The sequence below is a fragment of the Streptomyces sp. NPDC091289 genome, assembly GCF_044757365.1.
Taxonomy (GTDB): domain Bacteria; phylum Actinomycetota; class Actinomycetes; order Streptomycetales; family Streptomycetaceae; genus Streptomyces.
In genome coordinates, this window is the sequence record NZ_JBIVUT010000014.1 from 221,990 (window position 1) to 236,060 (window position 14,071).

The window sequence follows — 14,071 nt, forward strand, 5'->3', positions numbered from 1 at the left end:
CATGAGCGATCTCGGCGCAGGCTTCGGCTACTTGATGAAGGGGCAACGCTGGGTCCTCCAGCACGGACGGTGGTTCGGCTTCGGGCTGCTGCCCGGACTCATCACCCTGGTCATCTACGCCGGTGCCCTCATCGGACTCGGTTACGGCGCCGACGACCTCGCCGGCTGGGCGACCCCGTTCGCCGACGACTGGTCCTCGCCCTGGCAGGGCCTGCTGCGCACCGGACTGACCGCGCTCGTCTTCGTCTTCGGCCTGTTCCTCGCCGTCATCACTTTCACCGCCGTGACCCTCCTGGTCGGCCAGCCGTTCTACGAGTCGCTCTCCGAGGAGGTCGAGCGCGGCGAAGGCGGCGAGGTCCACGAATCCGGACTGCCGCTCTGGCAGGAGCTGTGGATCTCCGCCCGCGACTCCGTACGCATCCTGCTGCGCGTCGCCCTCTTCGGGATCGTCCTCTTCGCCTGCGGCTTCATCCCGGTCGTCGGCCAGACCGTCGTGCCCGCGATCGGCATCTGCGTCTCCGGCTACTTCCTGGCCGAGGAACTGACCGGCGTGGCGCTCCAGCGCCGGGGACTGGTCCTGAAGAAGCGGCTCGGCCTGCTGCGCCGCCGCCGGTCGCTGGTGCTCGGCTTCGGCGTCCCGATCGCCCTCTCCTTCCTGGTCCCGTTCGTCGCGGTGTTCCTGATGCCCGGAGCGGTCGCCGGAGCCACGCTCCTCGCCCGCGAGCTGGTCGATCCGGACGCGGGCCCCGCCACCGGCCCCGCCGGGCCCGCCAGCACGGAGGTACGGGCCGCATGACCGAACTGCTGGCGGTCGCCGCCATCACCGTCCTCGCGGTCGTCTCCCCGGGCGCCGACTTCGCGATGGTCGTCCGCAACAGCTATCTGTACGGGCGTACCACTGGCGTCCTCGCGGCCGCCGGGGTCGCCGCGGGCGTCCTGGTCCACGTCACGTACACGATGCTCGGCGTCGGGCTGCTCATCGCCTCCTCGACCGCCCTGTTCACCGCGGTCAAACTGGCGGGCGCCGCCTATCTGATCTACATCGGGGTGCGCACCTTCCTGGCCCGCGCCGACCTCGACATCGACCTGACGGACCGGCCGGGGCTCTCCAGGTTCGGGGCGCTGCGCAGCGGGTTCCTCACCAACGCCCTCAACCCGAAGACGACCCTGTTCGTCGTCGCGACCTTCACCCAGGTCGTCGGTCCCGGCACCGCCCTCTGGCAGCAGGCGGGTTACGGCCTGTTCATGTCCCTCGCCCACCTCGGCTGGTTCGCGCTGGTCGCGTTGTTCTTCTCGCACTCCCGGCTGCGCGGCGCGATGCTCCGCCGCCAGAAGGCGCTGAACCGGTCGATCGGCTCGGTCCTGGTCGGCCTCGGTGTCACCCTGGGCCTGGCCCGCTGAACGGAGCGCCGCGGGAGGTAGGGCCTCAGCGCACCGAGAACGCGTACGCGGTGCGCGAGACGAACTCCTCGCCCGGCCGCAGCACCGTGGACGGGAACTCCGGCCGGTTCGGGGAGTCGGGGAAGTGCTGGGTCTCCAGGGCGATCCCGGCGCACGGCCCGAACGGCCGCCCGTCGAAGTGGTCGGCCGTGTACAGCTGGAGCCCCGGCTCGGTGGTCCGTACGGTCAGCACCCGCCCGGACCAGGCGTCGTACAGCTCGGCGGCGACACCCTCCGCCCCCTGGGCCCGCTCCTCCAGGACGAAGTTCTGGTCGTACCCCGCGCCCACGGCCCGCATCCGCCGGAAGTCGAACCGGGTCCCGGCCACCGGCGCGAACTCCCCGGTCGGCACCGACTCCGCATCCACCGGGGTGAAGTGCCTCGCCGCGATCCGCAACTGCTGCCCCAGCGCGCTCCCGCTGTCCGCGCCCGCCAGGTTCCAGTACAGATGGCTCGTCGGGTTCAGCACGGTCGGCGCGTCGGTCACCGCGCGGTAGCCGATCCGCAGCTCCCCGCCCGGCCCCAGGGTGTACGTCACCGAGAAGTCGAGCCGCCCCGGATATCCCTCGTCGCCGTCCTCCGACACCAGGGACAGCCGCACCCCGTCCGCCACGGCCTCCGCGTCCCACACCCGCTTGTCGAAGCCCCGGGCCCCGCCGTGCAGATGGGTGCCGCCCTCATTGGCGGTCAGCCGGTGCGTACGCCCGTCCAGGACGAACGACGCGCCCCCGATCCGGTTCGCGTACCGCCCGACCACCGCGCCGAAGTAGGGGGCCGGAAACTCCTCGTAGCCCGCGACCTCCGGCAGCCCGAGCGCCACCGGGGCCCGGGACCCGTCCCGCCCGGGCGCCTCCACCGACTGCACGATCGCGCCGTACGTCAGGACCCGCACCCGGACCCCGTCCCGCTCCAACGTCCACCGGCGCACGGGCGACCCGTCCGCGAGAACACCGAAGTCTTCCGTGTGCGTAGCCGTATCCGCGCTGGTCGTCATGGTCATCGACCCTACGCGGGCGGTGCGGCCGCCGTGACGTTGCGGTAGGCGATCTCCGCCAGCCGGGCCTGGCCGTCGCGGCTCGGATGGAACCAGTCCCATGAGCTGAGCTGCGCCCCGGTGAAGCGGAAGTCGAACACCGCCCCGCCGTCGTACCGGCAGTGCCGGTCCTTCGCGCACACGTCCCTCAGCACCTCGTTGTACGCCACCACCCGCTCCCGCACCGCATCGCGCCGGGCCACCGCCGCCGGGCCCAGATCGTCCGCGTCCGCCAGCATCGACTTGCAGATCCCGAGCTGCCAGATCTTCTTGCCCAGCTCGTTCCCCCGCCCCGTCGACCAGAGCCGCTTCAGGTCCGGCACGCTGGACACGTACACCTGCGCCTTCGGCGCCCCGGCCCGCAGTTGCCGCATCGACGCCTCGAACGACGCCCGGAAGTCCGCCACCGGTGTCATCAGCCGCACCGAGTCCCGGCACGCGTCGTTCGCGCCCGTCATCACCGTCACCAGCTCCGGCCGCTCCTTCGCCGCCAGCGCCATCTGCTCGGGCAACTGCACCATCCGGGACCCCGACACCGCGTGGTTCCAGCTGCGGTCCACCGCCTTCGACGGGCCGAGCAGCCGGACCGCGAGACTGCGCACCGCGTCGTCCGTGCCGGTCGCCCACGACACCTCGGGGCAGTCGGCCAGCACCGAACACGCGTCGAACCCCCGGGTGATCGAGTCCCCGACCGCCGCGACCGACCGGGGCCGGGGGTTCCAGTCAGGGGTGGGGGTGGGGGAGGGCGACGGCGGGGCGGAGCGCGTGGCCGCGGGCGCGTTCCGCGACACGCCGCCCTCCGAGCCGCCCCCACCGCATCCGGCCAGCGCGGCGACACCGACGAGCGAGAGCGCGCTCAGCGCCGCGACAGCGTTACGCATTCGTGGGCGTGTCACACGCTCCGGCATCGGTCGGATCCCCTCCGGTCAACCCCTGGCTTATGCCTCTGGACATGCCCCCGGCAAGCACATGATCCCCAGGTCGGGGCGGTGCGCGCCCTGCCGGGTGAAAGCCGGCGAATCAGAGGCCTGAGACCGACGGTACGTCACACGGACGGCCCCTGCGCACGGTAGCTTTTCCCCGTCGAACCAGTGGCGTTCCGCCCGCCCGCGCACACACGGGCGGCTCCGGTACATTACGTCACGTCACATACTGTCCCTTTTCAGGAGATTAACTCCCGATGCTGTTTACTGATGACAACCTCGGGATCCGGCCGAAAAGAGGCGGTACGGGCGCGAGGCCGCTGGGGAAGGCGTACCTCGTCCCACACGGGAGGTTCCGGTGACGACACGTGGAGTCCTGTACGTTCACTCCGCACCGCGCGCGCTGTGCCCACATGTCGAGTGGGCAGTGGCGGGCGTCCTCGGTGTGCGGGTCCAGCTGGACTGGATCAGACAGCCGGCCGCGCCCGGCACCTGGCGGTCCGAATTCTCCTGGAAGGGCCGCGCCGGCACCGCCTCGCAGCTCGCCTCCGCCCTGCGCGGCTGGGACCTGCTGCGCTTCGAGGTGACCGCCGAGCCGTGCCCCACCGCCGAGGGCGAGCGCTACAGCTCCACCCCCGGCCTCGGCATCTTCCATGCCGTCACCGGCATGCACGGCGACATCCTGATCCCCGAGGACCGGCTGCGCGCCGCGCTGGCCCGCTCGGTGCGCGGCGAGAGCGACCTGGAGGCGGAGATCGCCTCGCTCCTCGGCAAGCCGTGGGACGACGAGCTGGAGTCCTTCCGCCACGCGGGCGAGGGCGCGCCGGTCCGCTGGCTGCACCAGGTCGTCTGACCCAAGCCCCTCCGGCGCTCCTCATCCAGCGGCGACCGGGAGCAATTCAAGCCTCTCCGGGGCTCCTCACCCCGCGGTGACCGGGGCGCAATTCAAGCCCCTCCGGCGATTGAGGAGCGGGGTCCGGGGCAGCGCCCCGAAGAACGATGAAGCCCGCCTCCCGGACCCCGGGAAGCGGGCTTCACTGCGTACAAGCGGCCGGAGGGCCTGGCGTTACACGGACCGGAACGCCAGCACCACGTTGTGCCCACCGAACCCGAACGAGTTGTTGATCGCCGCGATCGGCCCCTCGGGCAGCACCCGCGGCTCACCCCGCACGATGTCCGCCTCGATCGCCTCGTCGAGCTCGTCGATGTTGATGGTCGGCGGAGCGATGCGGTGGTGCAGCGCCAGGACGGTGGCGACCGTCTCGATGCCGCCCGCGCCACCCAGCAGATGACCCGTCATCGACTTCGTCGCGGAGATCGCGACATGGTCGAGGTCGTCGCCCAGCACCTGGCGCAGCGCCTTGATCTCCGCGAGGTCGCCCTGCGGCGTCGACGTGGCGTGCGCGTTGAGGTGGACCACCTCGGACGGCTTGAGGTCGCTGGAGTCCAGCAGGTTCCGCATCGCGGCGGCGATGCCACGCCCGGTCGGCTCGGGCTGCGCGATGTGGTGGGCGTCGGCCGACAGGCCCTGGCCCAGCACCTCGCAGTAGACCCGGGCACCGCGCGCCGCGGCGTGCTCGGCGGACTCCAGGACGACGACGCCCGCACCCTCGCCGAGGACGAAGCCGTCCCGGCCGGTGTCGTACGGACGCGAGGCCTTCTCGGGCTCGTCGTTGCTCTTGGACATCGCCATCATGTTGGCGAACGCGGCGATCGGCAGCGGGTGGATCGCCGCCTCGGTACCACCGGCGACGACCACGTCGGCACGGCCGGTACGGATCATCTCGACGGCGTACCCGATCGCCTCCGCGCCCGAGGCGCAGGCGGAGACGGGCGTGTGGACACCGGCCTGGGCGTTGACCTCCAGGCCGACGTTGGCCGCCGGGCCGTTGGGCATGAGCATGGGAACGGTGTGCGGGGAGACGCGGCGTACGCCCTTCTCCTTCAGCACGTCGTACTGGTCGAGCAGGGTGGTCACCCCGCCGATGCCGGAGGCGATGACCGAGCCCAGGCGCTCGGGGGCGACGGTCTCGTCCTCACCGGCCTTGGCGGTGAAACCCGCGTCCGCCCAGGCCTCGCGGGCCGCGATCAGCGCGAACTGCGCCGAGCGGTCCAGCTTGCGGGCCAGCGGGCGGGGAAGTACGTCGCCCGGGTCGACGGCCGCGAGGGCGGCGATCCGGACGGGCAGTTCGGCGAAACGCTCGCCTTCGAGAGGCTTGACGCCGGACCGGCCGGCCATCAGACCTTCCCAGGTCGATGCGGAGTCGCCACCCAGCGGAGTGGTTGCGCCGATACCGGTGACGACCACGGTGCGATTGGTCGAGTTCACTGGAAAATCTTCTCCACGTGTAGAGGGTCGTGAATCAGCGGCGCCACCGCCGGGTGGCGACACAGCCGGGCTGGGATCAGCCCTGGTGCTTCAGGATGTAGTCGGCGGCGTCGCCGACCGTCTTGAGGTTCTTGACGTCCTCGTCGGGGATCTTGACGTCGAAGCGCTCCTCGGCGGCGACGACGACCTCGACCATGGACAGCGAGTCGACGTCCAGGTCGTCGGTGAAGGACTTGTCCAGCTGGACGTCCTCGACCGGGATACCGGCGATCTCGTTGACGATCTCGGCGAGACCGGTGACGATCTCTTCCTGCGTGGCGGCCATCTTGGCGCTCCTTCGGTGGGTTTATTCAGTGTTCGTGCGTACGGACCAAAAGGTCCGGTGTGCCTAGGGGAGGGTAACGACCGTCGCGGCGTAGACGAGACCCGCCCCGAAGCCGATGACGAGCGCGGTGTCGCCGCTCTTCGCCTGACCGGTCGCCAGGAGCCGCTCCATCGCGAGCGGAATCGAGGCGGCGGACGTGTTGCCGGTGGACTCGATGTCACGGGCGACCGTGACATGCTCCGGCAGCTTCAGGGTCTTCACCATCGAGTCGATGATCCGCATGTTGGCCTGGTGCGGAATGAAGACGTCCAGGTCTTCCGGGGCGATCCCGGCCGCGTCCAGCGCCTGCTGGGCGACCTTCGCCATCTCGAAGACGGCCCAGCGGAAGACCGCCTGGCCCTCCTGCGTGATGGCGGGGAACTTGACCTCGCCCTTCGAGTCGAGCGGCAGCTTGGAGACGTCGCCGATGTGCAGGTCGTTCCAGGCCACCGTCTGCTTGATGGTCTCGGACTTGTCGCCCTCGGAGCCCCACACGGTCGGGCCGATGGCCGGTTCCTGGGACGGACCGACGACGACCGCGCCCGCGCCGTCGCCGAACAGGAAGGCCGTCGCGCGGTCCTCCAGGTCGGTCAGGTCGCTGAGCCGCTCCACGCCAATCACGAGGACGTACTCCGCGGAGCCCTCGACGACCATGCCCTTGGCGAGCGTGAGGCCGTAACCGAAGCCCGCGCAGCCGGCCGAGATGTCGAAGGCGGCGGGCTTGCCCGCGCCGATCTTGTGCGCGATCTCGGTGGCGACGGCCGGAGTCTGCTTGAAGTGCGAGACGGTCGAGACGACGACCGCGCCGATCTGCCCGGGGTCGATGCCCGCGTCCGCGATGGCCTTGCCGGACGCCTCGATCGACATCGCGGCCACGGTCTCCTCGTCGGAGGCCCAGTGGCGGGTGACGATGCCGGAGCGGGAGCGGATCCACTCGTCGGACGAGTCGATCGTTTCGAGGATCACCTCGTTCGGCACGACCCGGGTCGGGCGGTAGCCGCCGACCCCGAGGATCCGTGCGTACGGGGCGCCCTTGCTGGGCTTGATCTTCGACATGCTCGCTCCTTAGACGCCTGCGTGCTCGGAAATGAGCGCGCGGGCCGCGTCGAGGTCGTCGGGGGACTTGAGTGCGAGCGTCTTCACGCCGGGCAGTCCGCGCTTGGCGAGCCCGGTCAGCGTGCCGCCGGGGCTCAGCTCGACGAGTGCGGTGACGCCCAGGGACCGGAAGGTCTCCATGCACAGGTCCCAGCGGACCGGGTTGGCGACCTGTCCGACCAGCCGGGCGATGACCTCGGTGCCGGTGGCCACGGTGTGGCCGTCGGCGTTGGAAACGTAACGCACGGTCGGGTCGGAGACCGTGAGGTCGCCGACCGCCGCGCGCAGCTTCTCCACGGCCGGGGCCATGTGGTGCGTGTGGAACGCGCCGGCCACCTTCAGCACGACGACCCGGCGCACGCCCTCGGGCATGTCGGCCTCCAGGGCGGCGATCTGGGCCGCGGTGCCGGCGGCGACGATCTGGCCCGCGCCGTTGACGTTGGCCGGGGTCAGCCCGAGCTTCTCCAGGTGCGGGACCGTGACGTCCGGGTCGCCGCCGAGGAGGGCCGCCATACCGGTCTCGGTGACCGCGGCGGCCTCGGCCATGCCGAGCCCCCGGGTGCGGACGAAGCGCAGTGCGGCCTCGTCCTCGATGACACCGGCGAGCGCGGCGGCGGTGATCTCACCGACGCTGTGGCCCGCGATGACGTCGGGCGACGCGGCGTCCAGGGCGGTCGCCGAGAGCAGTCCGGCGGCGACCAGGAGCGGCTGGGCAACGGCGGTGTCGCGGATCTCGTCCGCGTCGGCCTTCGTGCCGTAGTGGGCAAGGTCGAGCCCGATGGCGTCCGACCAGGCCGCGATGCGGTCTGCGGCACCGGGGAGGTCGAGCCAGGGAGTCAGGAAGCCGGGCGTCTGAGCGCCTTGGCCGGGAGCGACGAGTACGAGCACCCTCACACTCTCTCTTGTGGACGGCTCCGCACGCCCGTGGGGACAGGGACGAAGAACCGTCGGGGGAATTGTTGAAGTCCAACAAAAGTCTAGGACTGAGGATCCGCAGCCGCCAAGCGCCCCAGGATGAGGGCGATCCGCAGCGTGAACGCGGAGCGCACATCGGAGGGTGACCATCCGGTGACGTCGGTCACACGTCGCAGCCGGTAGCGCACGGTGTTGGGGTGCACGAACAGCATCCGGGCGGCGCCTTCCAGACTGCTCGCCTGCTCCAGATAGACACTCAAGGTTTCCAGAAGAGCCGAACCGGCCTCCTCCAGCGGTCTGTAGATCTCCTCCACCAACTGATCCCGCGCGGCCGGGTCTCCGGCCATCGCGCGCTCCGGGAGGAGATCGTCCGCCAGGACCGGGCGCGGCGCGTCCTGCCACGCCAGGCACGCCTTCAGCCCGGCGGCCGCCGCCTGCGCGGACCGGGTCGCGGCCAGCAGGTCCGGGACGACGGGTCCGGCGACGACCGGCCCGGCGGCGTACGGCCCGATCAGGCCCTTCGCGACCTGGAGCGGATTGTCGCTGCCGCCCGCGATGACGACGAGGCGGTTGCCGAGGACTCCGGTGAGGACCTGGAGCTTGGCGTGCCGGGCGGCGCGCCGGATCGCCTCCACGGTCAGCTCGCTGTCCCCGTCGGGCGCGGTGCCGAGGATGACGCAGACATGCTCGGGCGAACTCCAGCCGAGCGCGGCGGCCCGGGAGACGGCCCCCTCGTCGGCCTCGCCGGAGAGCACCGCGTTCACCACCAGCGACTCCAGCCGGGCGTCCCAGGCGCCCCGGGCCTCGGCGGCCTGGGCGTAGACCTGGGCGGTGGCGAAGGCGATCTCGCGCGCGTAGACGAGCAGCGCCTCCCGCAGCACCGACTCGTCGCCGGGGGCGGCCACCTCCTCGATCGCGGCCTCCATGACCTCGATCGTGGTGCGCACCATCTCCACGGTCTGCCGCAGGGTGATGGCCCGGGTCAGTTCGCGCGGAGCGGTGCCGAACACATCGGTCGAGATGGCCTGCGGCGTCTCGGGATGCCGGAACCACTCGGTGAACGCGGCGATACCGGCCTGGGCGACCAGGCCGATCCAGGACCGGTTCTCCGGGGGCATCGCCCGGTACCACGGCAGCGATTCGTCCATGCGGGCAATCGCGTTCGCGGCCAGTCGGCCGGAGGACTGCTCCAGCCGTTTCAGGGTCGCGGCGTGCAGGTGGGCGTCGTGGGCGGGGGGCTGCTCAGGATCGGGTCGGGGCACGAGGACAAGACTGCCTTATCGGGCCGGTGGTTCGGTGGGCCGGGGCGACGGTGCCCCGTACCGGCGGGTAGGCGAACACCTGCCGGACTCCCGCGCCGTACGGGAGCTCCCGCCGCCGGAGCCGTACGGGCGTCCCCCGGGCTACCGTGGCCGGGTGATTTCCGTGCACCGGTCGGACGACCGCTACCGGGGCGGGGACGAGGCCGCCGGGATCGACACCCGGCACGCCCTCTCCTTCGGCCCCTTCTACGACCCGGACAACCTCCGCTTCGGCCCGATCCTGGCCTGCAACGAGGAGCGCCTCGCCCCCGGCGCGGGCTTCGAGGAACATCCGCACAGCCATACGGAGATCGTCACCTGGGTCGTCGAGGGCGAGCTGACCCACCGCGACTCGGCCGGCCACTCCACCGTCGTCCGCGCCGGGGACGTGGCCCACCTGAGCGCCGCATCCGGGGTCCGCCACGTCGAACGCAACGACGGCACGGACCCGCTGACCTTCCTCCAGATGTGGCTCGCCCCCCTGGAGCCGGGCGGCGAACCCTCGTACACCGTCGTGCCCGGCATCGCCGACTCCACCCCGTACGCCCTGCCCGGCGCGGGCGCGATGCTCCATGTCCGCCGGCTGACCGGGGGCGAGCGCACGGCGGTCCCGGACGCGGTGCGCGCGTACGTCCACGTGGTGCGGGGCCGGGTCGCCCTGGACGGCGAGGAACTGGGCCCCGGCGACGCCGCCCGGATCACCGGTGCGGAGGGCCTGGAGGCGGTAGCGGTGACGGACCCGGCGGAGCTGCTGGTGTGGGAGCTGGCGGGCTGAGGCCTACCGGCACTTCCCGGTACTCACCGGTACTGGCGGGCCCGCCACAGGTCGCGGAGCAGCGCGATCTCGGCCATGTGGTGGATGAGCTCCAGATTGGCGTTGGCCAGCGTGCCGACGTACGCGTCGTCGGGGTCGGAGCCGTACGGATACTGCGAGAGGCCGACCGTGTCGAGCTGCTCCTCGGTGAGGGTGCCGATGCTCGCGCGATGGAGGTCGAGCGTCGCCCAGAACCGCTCCAGCGCGAGCGAGGCGGACGGTGTGAAGTCGACCAGCTGATGCGGGTCCTGCCGCCGCTCACCGAAGGTCCACTCCCAGCGGCCCGCGAAGTCGGAGTGCAGATGCCCCAGCCGCCACGCGATGGTGGTGATCGGTACGACATCGGGCTCCGGCTCACCGGTGAACGCGAGGACCTCCTCGACCCGTTCGACGCTCACGCTCCAGTCCTCGGCGATCTTCGCGACGGACATGCCGTCCGCCGCCTGCCGCGCGACCTCCGCGTACTCACTCGCCGGAATCTCCGGCGCCCCCTTGTCGAGCACCCATGCGCCGGGACCGTACGCCCGGGGCGTCACCGCCTCCTCCCGCCGCCGGATCGACCAACTGCCGGGCGCGGGCTCCCACAGATACTCCTCGTCCCCGAGACCCTGCAACCGGACCTGGGCCATCTCCCGCGCCTGGTCGAACTGCTCGGTCAGAATGCTCAGTCGGCCGGTCCGCGGACCCTGGCTGCTCATATATACGGCTCCCTCGTCGTGATGCGGTCAGTTCTCGGAGCGCTTCTCGCGCTCGTCCGCCAGCTTGTCCAGTTCGCGCATCGCCTGGGAATGCCCGCTCAGCCGCCGGCTCACATGACCGGTCGTGAACAGCGCGGTCCCCACGAGCGATACGGGGATGGAGAGCCCCAGGACGGCAAGCGCCTCGGGCCAGTCGCGTTCATCGGCGCAGTAATCGCCGCGCCACACACCCTCGTTGGCCGTGCCGCCCTCCGTGAACAGGCGCGATGCGCACTCCCGGGTGCCGCCGCGATTCGTTTCGACCGTGTAGTCCGTCAGCAGCAGAATGGCGCACCAGCCCCACAGCAGCGCTCCCAGGATCAACAACCCGGACCCGCAGTCACGTATGCGGGTGGCGCGCTCCCGGAATTCCCTGTCGTACTCGCGTGATCGCATGGCGGACGAATCTAGCAGCGCACCCACGAGCGGGTCTTTCCGGTTTCCGCCCTACCGGTTCCGTCCTACCGGCTTCCGCCCTACCGATTTCCATCCTTCCGCGCACGGACGGCCAGAACGGCGACCAGCAGTGGCGGTACGAGGAGGAGCGAGAAGGTGATGGCGTAGCCGCCGAGCCGGCTTGTCCCGGCGGCCAGGCCCGCGTTGAGGACGGCGGTGGCGAACGCCAGGACGACGACCTGCCCGAGGTTCATGTTGGTCTGCATGGCACTGGTGGTGTGGCCCAGCCGGTCCGGCGCACTGTGCGAGAGCGACAGCACCGTGACACAGGGATCGAGCATCCCCATCCCGACCGCCGCCAACGGCATGGCCACCATGGCGAGCACCGGGGACACCCCGGAGAAGCTGCCCACGACGGCGAAGACCACGGACACCGCCATGACCAGCGCGCCGACCGTGACGAGCCGGTGCCGGGCGACATCCTGGAGCAGCTTCCCCTGCACCCACGACGCGACCGCCCACAGCACGGCGGAGGCCGTGAACGCCACACCGACCGTCACCGCGGCGACTCGCCGCTCCGTGATCAGCATCAACGGCACCAGCGCCTCGACGGTGAAGTACGTACCCGACGTCAGCCCGCGCAACAGGACCGTGGTGGGCAGGCCGCGGGCGCTGCGCCAGGTGCCGGCCGGCAGCAGGCGGGGCGCGAAGACCACGAGCAGAGCGACCCCGGCGACGACGAACAGCAGATGGCGTGTGTCCCACCCGGAGACCCCGTACTGGCCGAGCGCCGCGCCCAGGCTGAGCAGCGCCGCGATCATCAGCGGTGGCCGGGAGGCGCGTTCCTCGGCGGGCGGGAGATCGTCGGGTACGGCGGCGGCCCGGTCCCCGCCCCCGTCGTTCGCGGGGGCCCGGCGCAACACCGCCACCAGGGCGATCGCGGGCAGTGCCGTCAGCGCGGCCAGGCCGTAGAAGACCGCACGCCAGGACCACACCTCGGCGACCACTCCGGCGATCGGCGGCCCGACCAGGGACGGGATGATCCAACTCGCGCTCATCATCGCGAGCATCCTGGGCCGCAGATACTCCGGATACGACTGCCCGATGGCGGTCGTCACGGACACCGCCACCATCCCGGCCGCCAGACCGTCGACGAAGCGGCCGATCACCAACTGCCAGACGGACACGCTGGATGCCGACACCAGCAGCGTCACCACGGAGAGGACCATGCCCAGGGCCAGCGGCCGCCGGGCGCCGGAGCGGTCCGCCCAGTGCCCGCCCAGCACCCCGCCGAGCAGACTGGCAGCCACAAAACTGCCCGCCACCATGGGGAACAGCGACACCCCGTCCAGATCCTCGGCCGCCGTAGGCAGCGTGGGCACGACGGCCAGCGCGGCGAAGCCGGTCAGGAACATCACGGTGGCGAAGGTCAGCGTGGCTGCCGCGTACGGCCGGGAGAAGATGCCCGGCAGGGTGTCGCTCGGCGGTCGGAGGGTCTGCTCCTCGGTCATCGGTTCCCGTTGCGATAGATCGGCGAGGCAGGCTTGGTCCAGACCACCTGGGGTTCAGCGGGAAGCTACGTCACGGCCTGAGGCCGGGCAACCGTATTAAGGCCAACTCGGCACCGGGGAAGGTGAGTCGCGGCACCCGACCGCTGGTCGGGTGCCATGGTGAACGGGACCCGTCCGGTATCCGCGCTCTATCCGCTCTATCCGCTCTGCTCGCTGGGTGATGCCTCACGGGGAGGCGTGTCATGCGGGGGCGTGCTGGGGATGCGGCCTTCACGTATCCGCCTCTCCCGCAGTACGCGCCCCCAGAACATCCCCACTGCCAGGACCGTCATCGGACCCAAGGTCTTCACCCAACCGCCTATCGCGTTGGCGGTGACAGTGACAATCGGTGTGAGGACCACCAGCACTATGGCGGGTTTGATGAGGTCCTTCTGTGTCCAGGCCATGCTTCTTTCCTATCGCCCTGCGGAGTGCCGCCAATGCTGACACAGCAAGACATACTTTGCTTCGAATTTGGCATCATGATGACTGCTCGTGAACGCACCCGGGACGGTAAAGGACCGCCCGCTCGCACAGGTGAGGCGCAGATCCCACCATGAACTGCTGCGCGCCGCATGATGCCGCTTCTCGATGTTGGTGACATGGCCCCACGGGATCGACCTTTTCCCGAGGAAGCCATTGAAGAGGACAATGTCATCAGGAGTGAGCAAGGCCCGGCCGTATCCCCTGTTGATTATGTAGACCATCGAGATGATCCACGCGCATAGGATCGACAATGCCCACCACCAGGGTGAGCCGGTTTCCCCGGACAGCGTCACCGCGAGCACTACGCCCGCACAGATGGCTGTGAAGTAGCCGGCGGCCCTCGCATTCTTGCGCCGATCCATCAAATCCAGGGAAATCCAAACCTCAGCCATGATGGATTCCTTTCCTCGATGAGTTCGAGCTTCGCGATCATTCACCATCGATGATTCAAGCTGTCTCCGGCCAGGCCACGCTTGACTGCCACTCCCACCCCTCCCGTTTGATGTCACGGTCCGGACTTCCTCCAGTGGGAGTACGCCATGGCCAAACCCCAGGAAATCACCAGAAATGCGCAGGCCATGAAGCTCTCGGACAGGAGAGTGAGGAACGTCCCCTCCTTCGAAGACACTCCACCCAAGGTGATCGACACCACCAGGAGCGCAACACCCACGGCTTCCAACTCCAGCCA

General features: G+C 70.4%; 15 protein-coding genes. 4 read left to right on the forward strand and 11 right to left on the reverse strand.

The genetic code is table 11. The annotated features are described in order from the left end of the window. Position 1: 1 nt before the first annotated feature. Positions 2 to 796, forward strand: a complete 795-nt coding sequence (locus ACIQPT_RS20650; RefSeq protein ID WP_401157325.1) for an EI24 domain-containing protein — start codon at positions 2 to 4, stop codon at positions 794 to 796. Then, positions 793 to 1,401: a LysE family translocator gene (locus ACIQPT_RS20655; RefSeq protein ID WP_401157326.1), complete on the forward strand. Its 609-nt coding sequence runs from the start codon at positions 793 to 795 to the stop codon at positions 1,399 to 1,401. Before ACIQPT_RS20650 ends, ACIQPT_RS20655 begins: the two co-directional genes overlap by 4 nt. 25 nt (positions 1,402 to 1,426) lie before the next feature. Here ACIQPT_RS20655 and ACIQPT_RS20660 read toward each other — a convergent pair whose 3' ends face one another. Both ACIQPT_RS20660 and ACIQPT_RS20665 read right to left on the reverse strand, forming a co-directional pair. Beyond that, positions 1,427 to 2,434, reverse strand: coding sequence for an aldose epimerase family protein (locus ACIQPT_RS20660; RefSeq protein ID WP_401157327.1), 1,008 nt, complete (start codon positions 2,432 to 2,434; stop codon positions 1,427 to 1,429). A gap of 11 nt (positions 2,435 to 2,445) precedes the next feature. Continuing rightward, positions 2,446 to 3,354: an SGNH/GDSL hydrolase family protein gene (locus ACIQPT_RS20665; protein WP_401157328.1), complete on the reverse strand. Its 909-nt coding sequence runs from the start codon at positions 3,352 to 3,354 to the stop codon at positions 2,446 to 2,448. A 400-nt stretch (positions 3,355 to 3,754) separates the two neighbouring features. Here ACIQPT_RS20665 and ACIQPT_RS20670 point away from each other — a divergent pair, with 400 nt between their 5' ends. After that, positions 3,755 to 4,249: a DUF3145 domain-containing protein gene (locus ACIQPT_RS20670; protein ID WP_003969374.1), complete on the forward strand. Its 495-nt coding sequence runs from the start codon at positions 3,755 to 3,757 to the stop codon at positions 4,247 to 4,249. A gap of 213 nt (positions 4,250 to 4,462) precedes the next feature. On the opposite strand, the gene fabF is transcribed toward ACIQPT_RS20670, so the two are convergent. The 5 genes from fabF to ACIQPT_RS20695 all read right to left on the reverse strand — a co-directional run bounded on the left by fabF (position 4,463) and on the right by ACIQPT_RS20695 (position 9,361). Then, positions 4,463 to 5,725 (reverse strand): beta-ketoacyl-ACP synthase II, encoded by a 1,263-nt coding sequence (gene fabF, locus ACIQPT_RS20675; protein WP_401157329.1) that lies wholly within the window; start codon positions 5,723 to 5,725, stop codon positions 4,463 to 4,465. Positions 5,726 to 5,801: 76 nt separating this feature from the next. Beyond that, on the reverse strand, positions 5,802 to 6,050 hold the full coding sequence (locus tag ACIQPT_RS20680; RefSeq protein WP_014045780.1) for an acyl carrier protein: 249 nt from the start codon (positions 6,048 to 6,050) through the stop codon (positions 5,802 to 5,804). A 63-nt stretch (positions 6,051 to 6,113) separates the two neighbouring features. Beyond that, entirely contained in the window at positions 6,114 to 7,145 is a 1,032-nt protein-coding gene (locus ACIQPT_RS20685) for a ketoacyl-ACP synthase III (RefSeq protein WP_401157330.1), read from the reverse strand. A gap of 9 nt (positions 7,146 to 7,154) precedes the next feature. Beyond that, the gene (locus ACIQPT_RS20690) at positions 7,155 to 8,072 is read right to left on the reverse strand and encodes an ACP S-malonyltransferase (protein WP_401157331.1); all 918 of its coding nucleotides are present in this window, start codon (positions 8,070 to 8,072) and stop codon (positions 7,155 to 7,157) included. 89 nt (positions 8,073 to 8,161) lie between these two features. Continuing rightward, entirely contained in the window at positions 8,162 to 9,361 is a 1,200-nt protein-coding gene (locus tag ACIQPT_RS20695; protein ID WP_401157332.1) for a PucR family transcriptional regulator, read from the reverse strand. Between the two features lie 154 nt (positions 9,362 to 9,515). On the opposite strand from ACIQPT_RS20695, the gene ACIQPT_RS20700 reads away from it, so the two are divergent. After that, on the forward strand, positions 9,516 to 10,175 hold the full coding sequence (locus ACIQPT_RS20700; RefSeq protein WP_401157333.1) for a pirin family protein: 660 nt from the start codon (positions 9,516 to 9,518) through the stop codon (positions 10,173 to 10,175). Positions 10,176 to 10,198: 23 nt separating this feature from the next. Here the strand turns inward: ACIQPT_RS20700 and ACIQPT_RS20705 are convergent, their stop codons facing one another. The 4 genes from ACIQPT_RS20705 to ACIQPT_RS20720 form a co-directional block, all read right to left on the reverse strand. Then, positions 10,199 to 10,912 (reverse strand): DinB family protein, encoded by a 714-nt coding sequence (locus ACIQPT_RS20705; protein WP_401157334.1) that lies wholly within the window; start codon positions 10,910 to 10,912, stop codon positions 10,199 to 10,201. 27 nt (positions 10,913 to 10,939) lie between these two features. After that, positions 10,940 to 11,347, reverse strand: a complete 408-nt coding sequence (locus tag ACIQPT_RS20710; RefSeq protein ID WP_401157335.1) for a hypothetical protein — start codon at positions 11,345 to 11,347, stop codon at positions 10,940 to 10,942. An 80-nt stretch (positions 11,348 to 11,427) separates the two neighbouring features. Then, positions 11,428 to 12,858: an MFS transporter gene (locus tag ACIQPT_RS20715; protein ID WP_401157336.1), complete on the reverse strand. Its 1,431-nt coding sequence runs from the start codon at positions 12,856 to 12,858 to the stop codon at positions 11,428 to 11,430. A gap of 455 nt (positions 12,859 to 13,313) precedes the next feature. Continuing rightward, the gene (locus ACIQPT_RS20720) at positions 13,314 to 13,775 is read right to left on the reverse strand and encodes a hypothetical protein (protein ID WP_401157337.1); all 462 of its coding nucleotides are present in this window, start codon (positions 13,773 to 13,775) and stop codon (positions 13,314 to 13,316) included. Positions 13,776 to 14,071 lie beyond the last annotated feature (296 nt).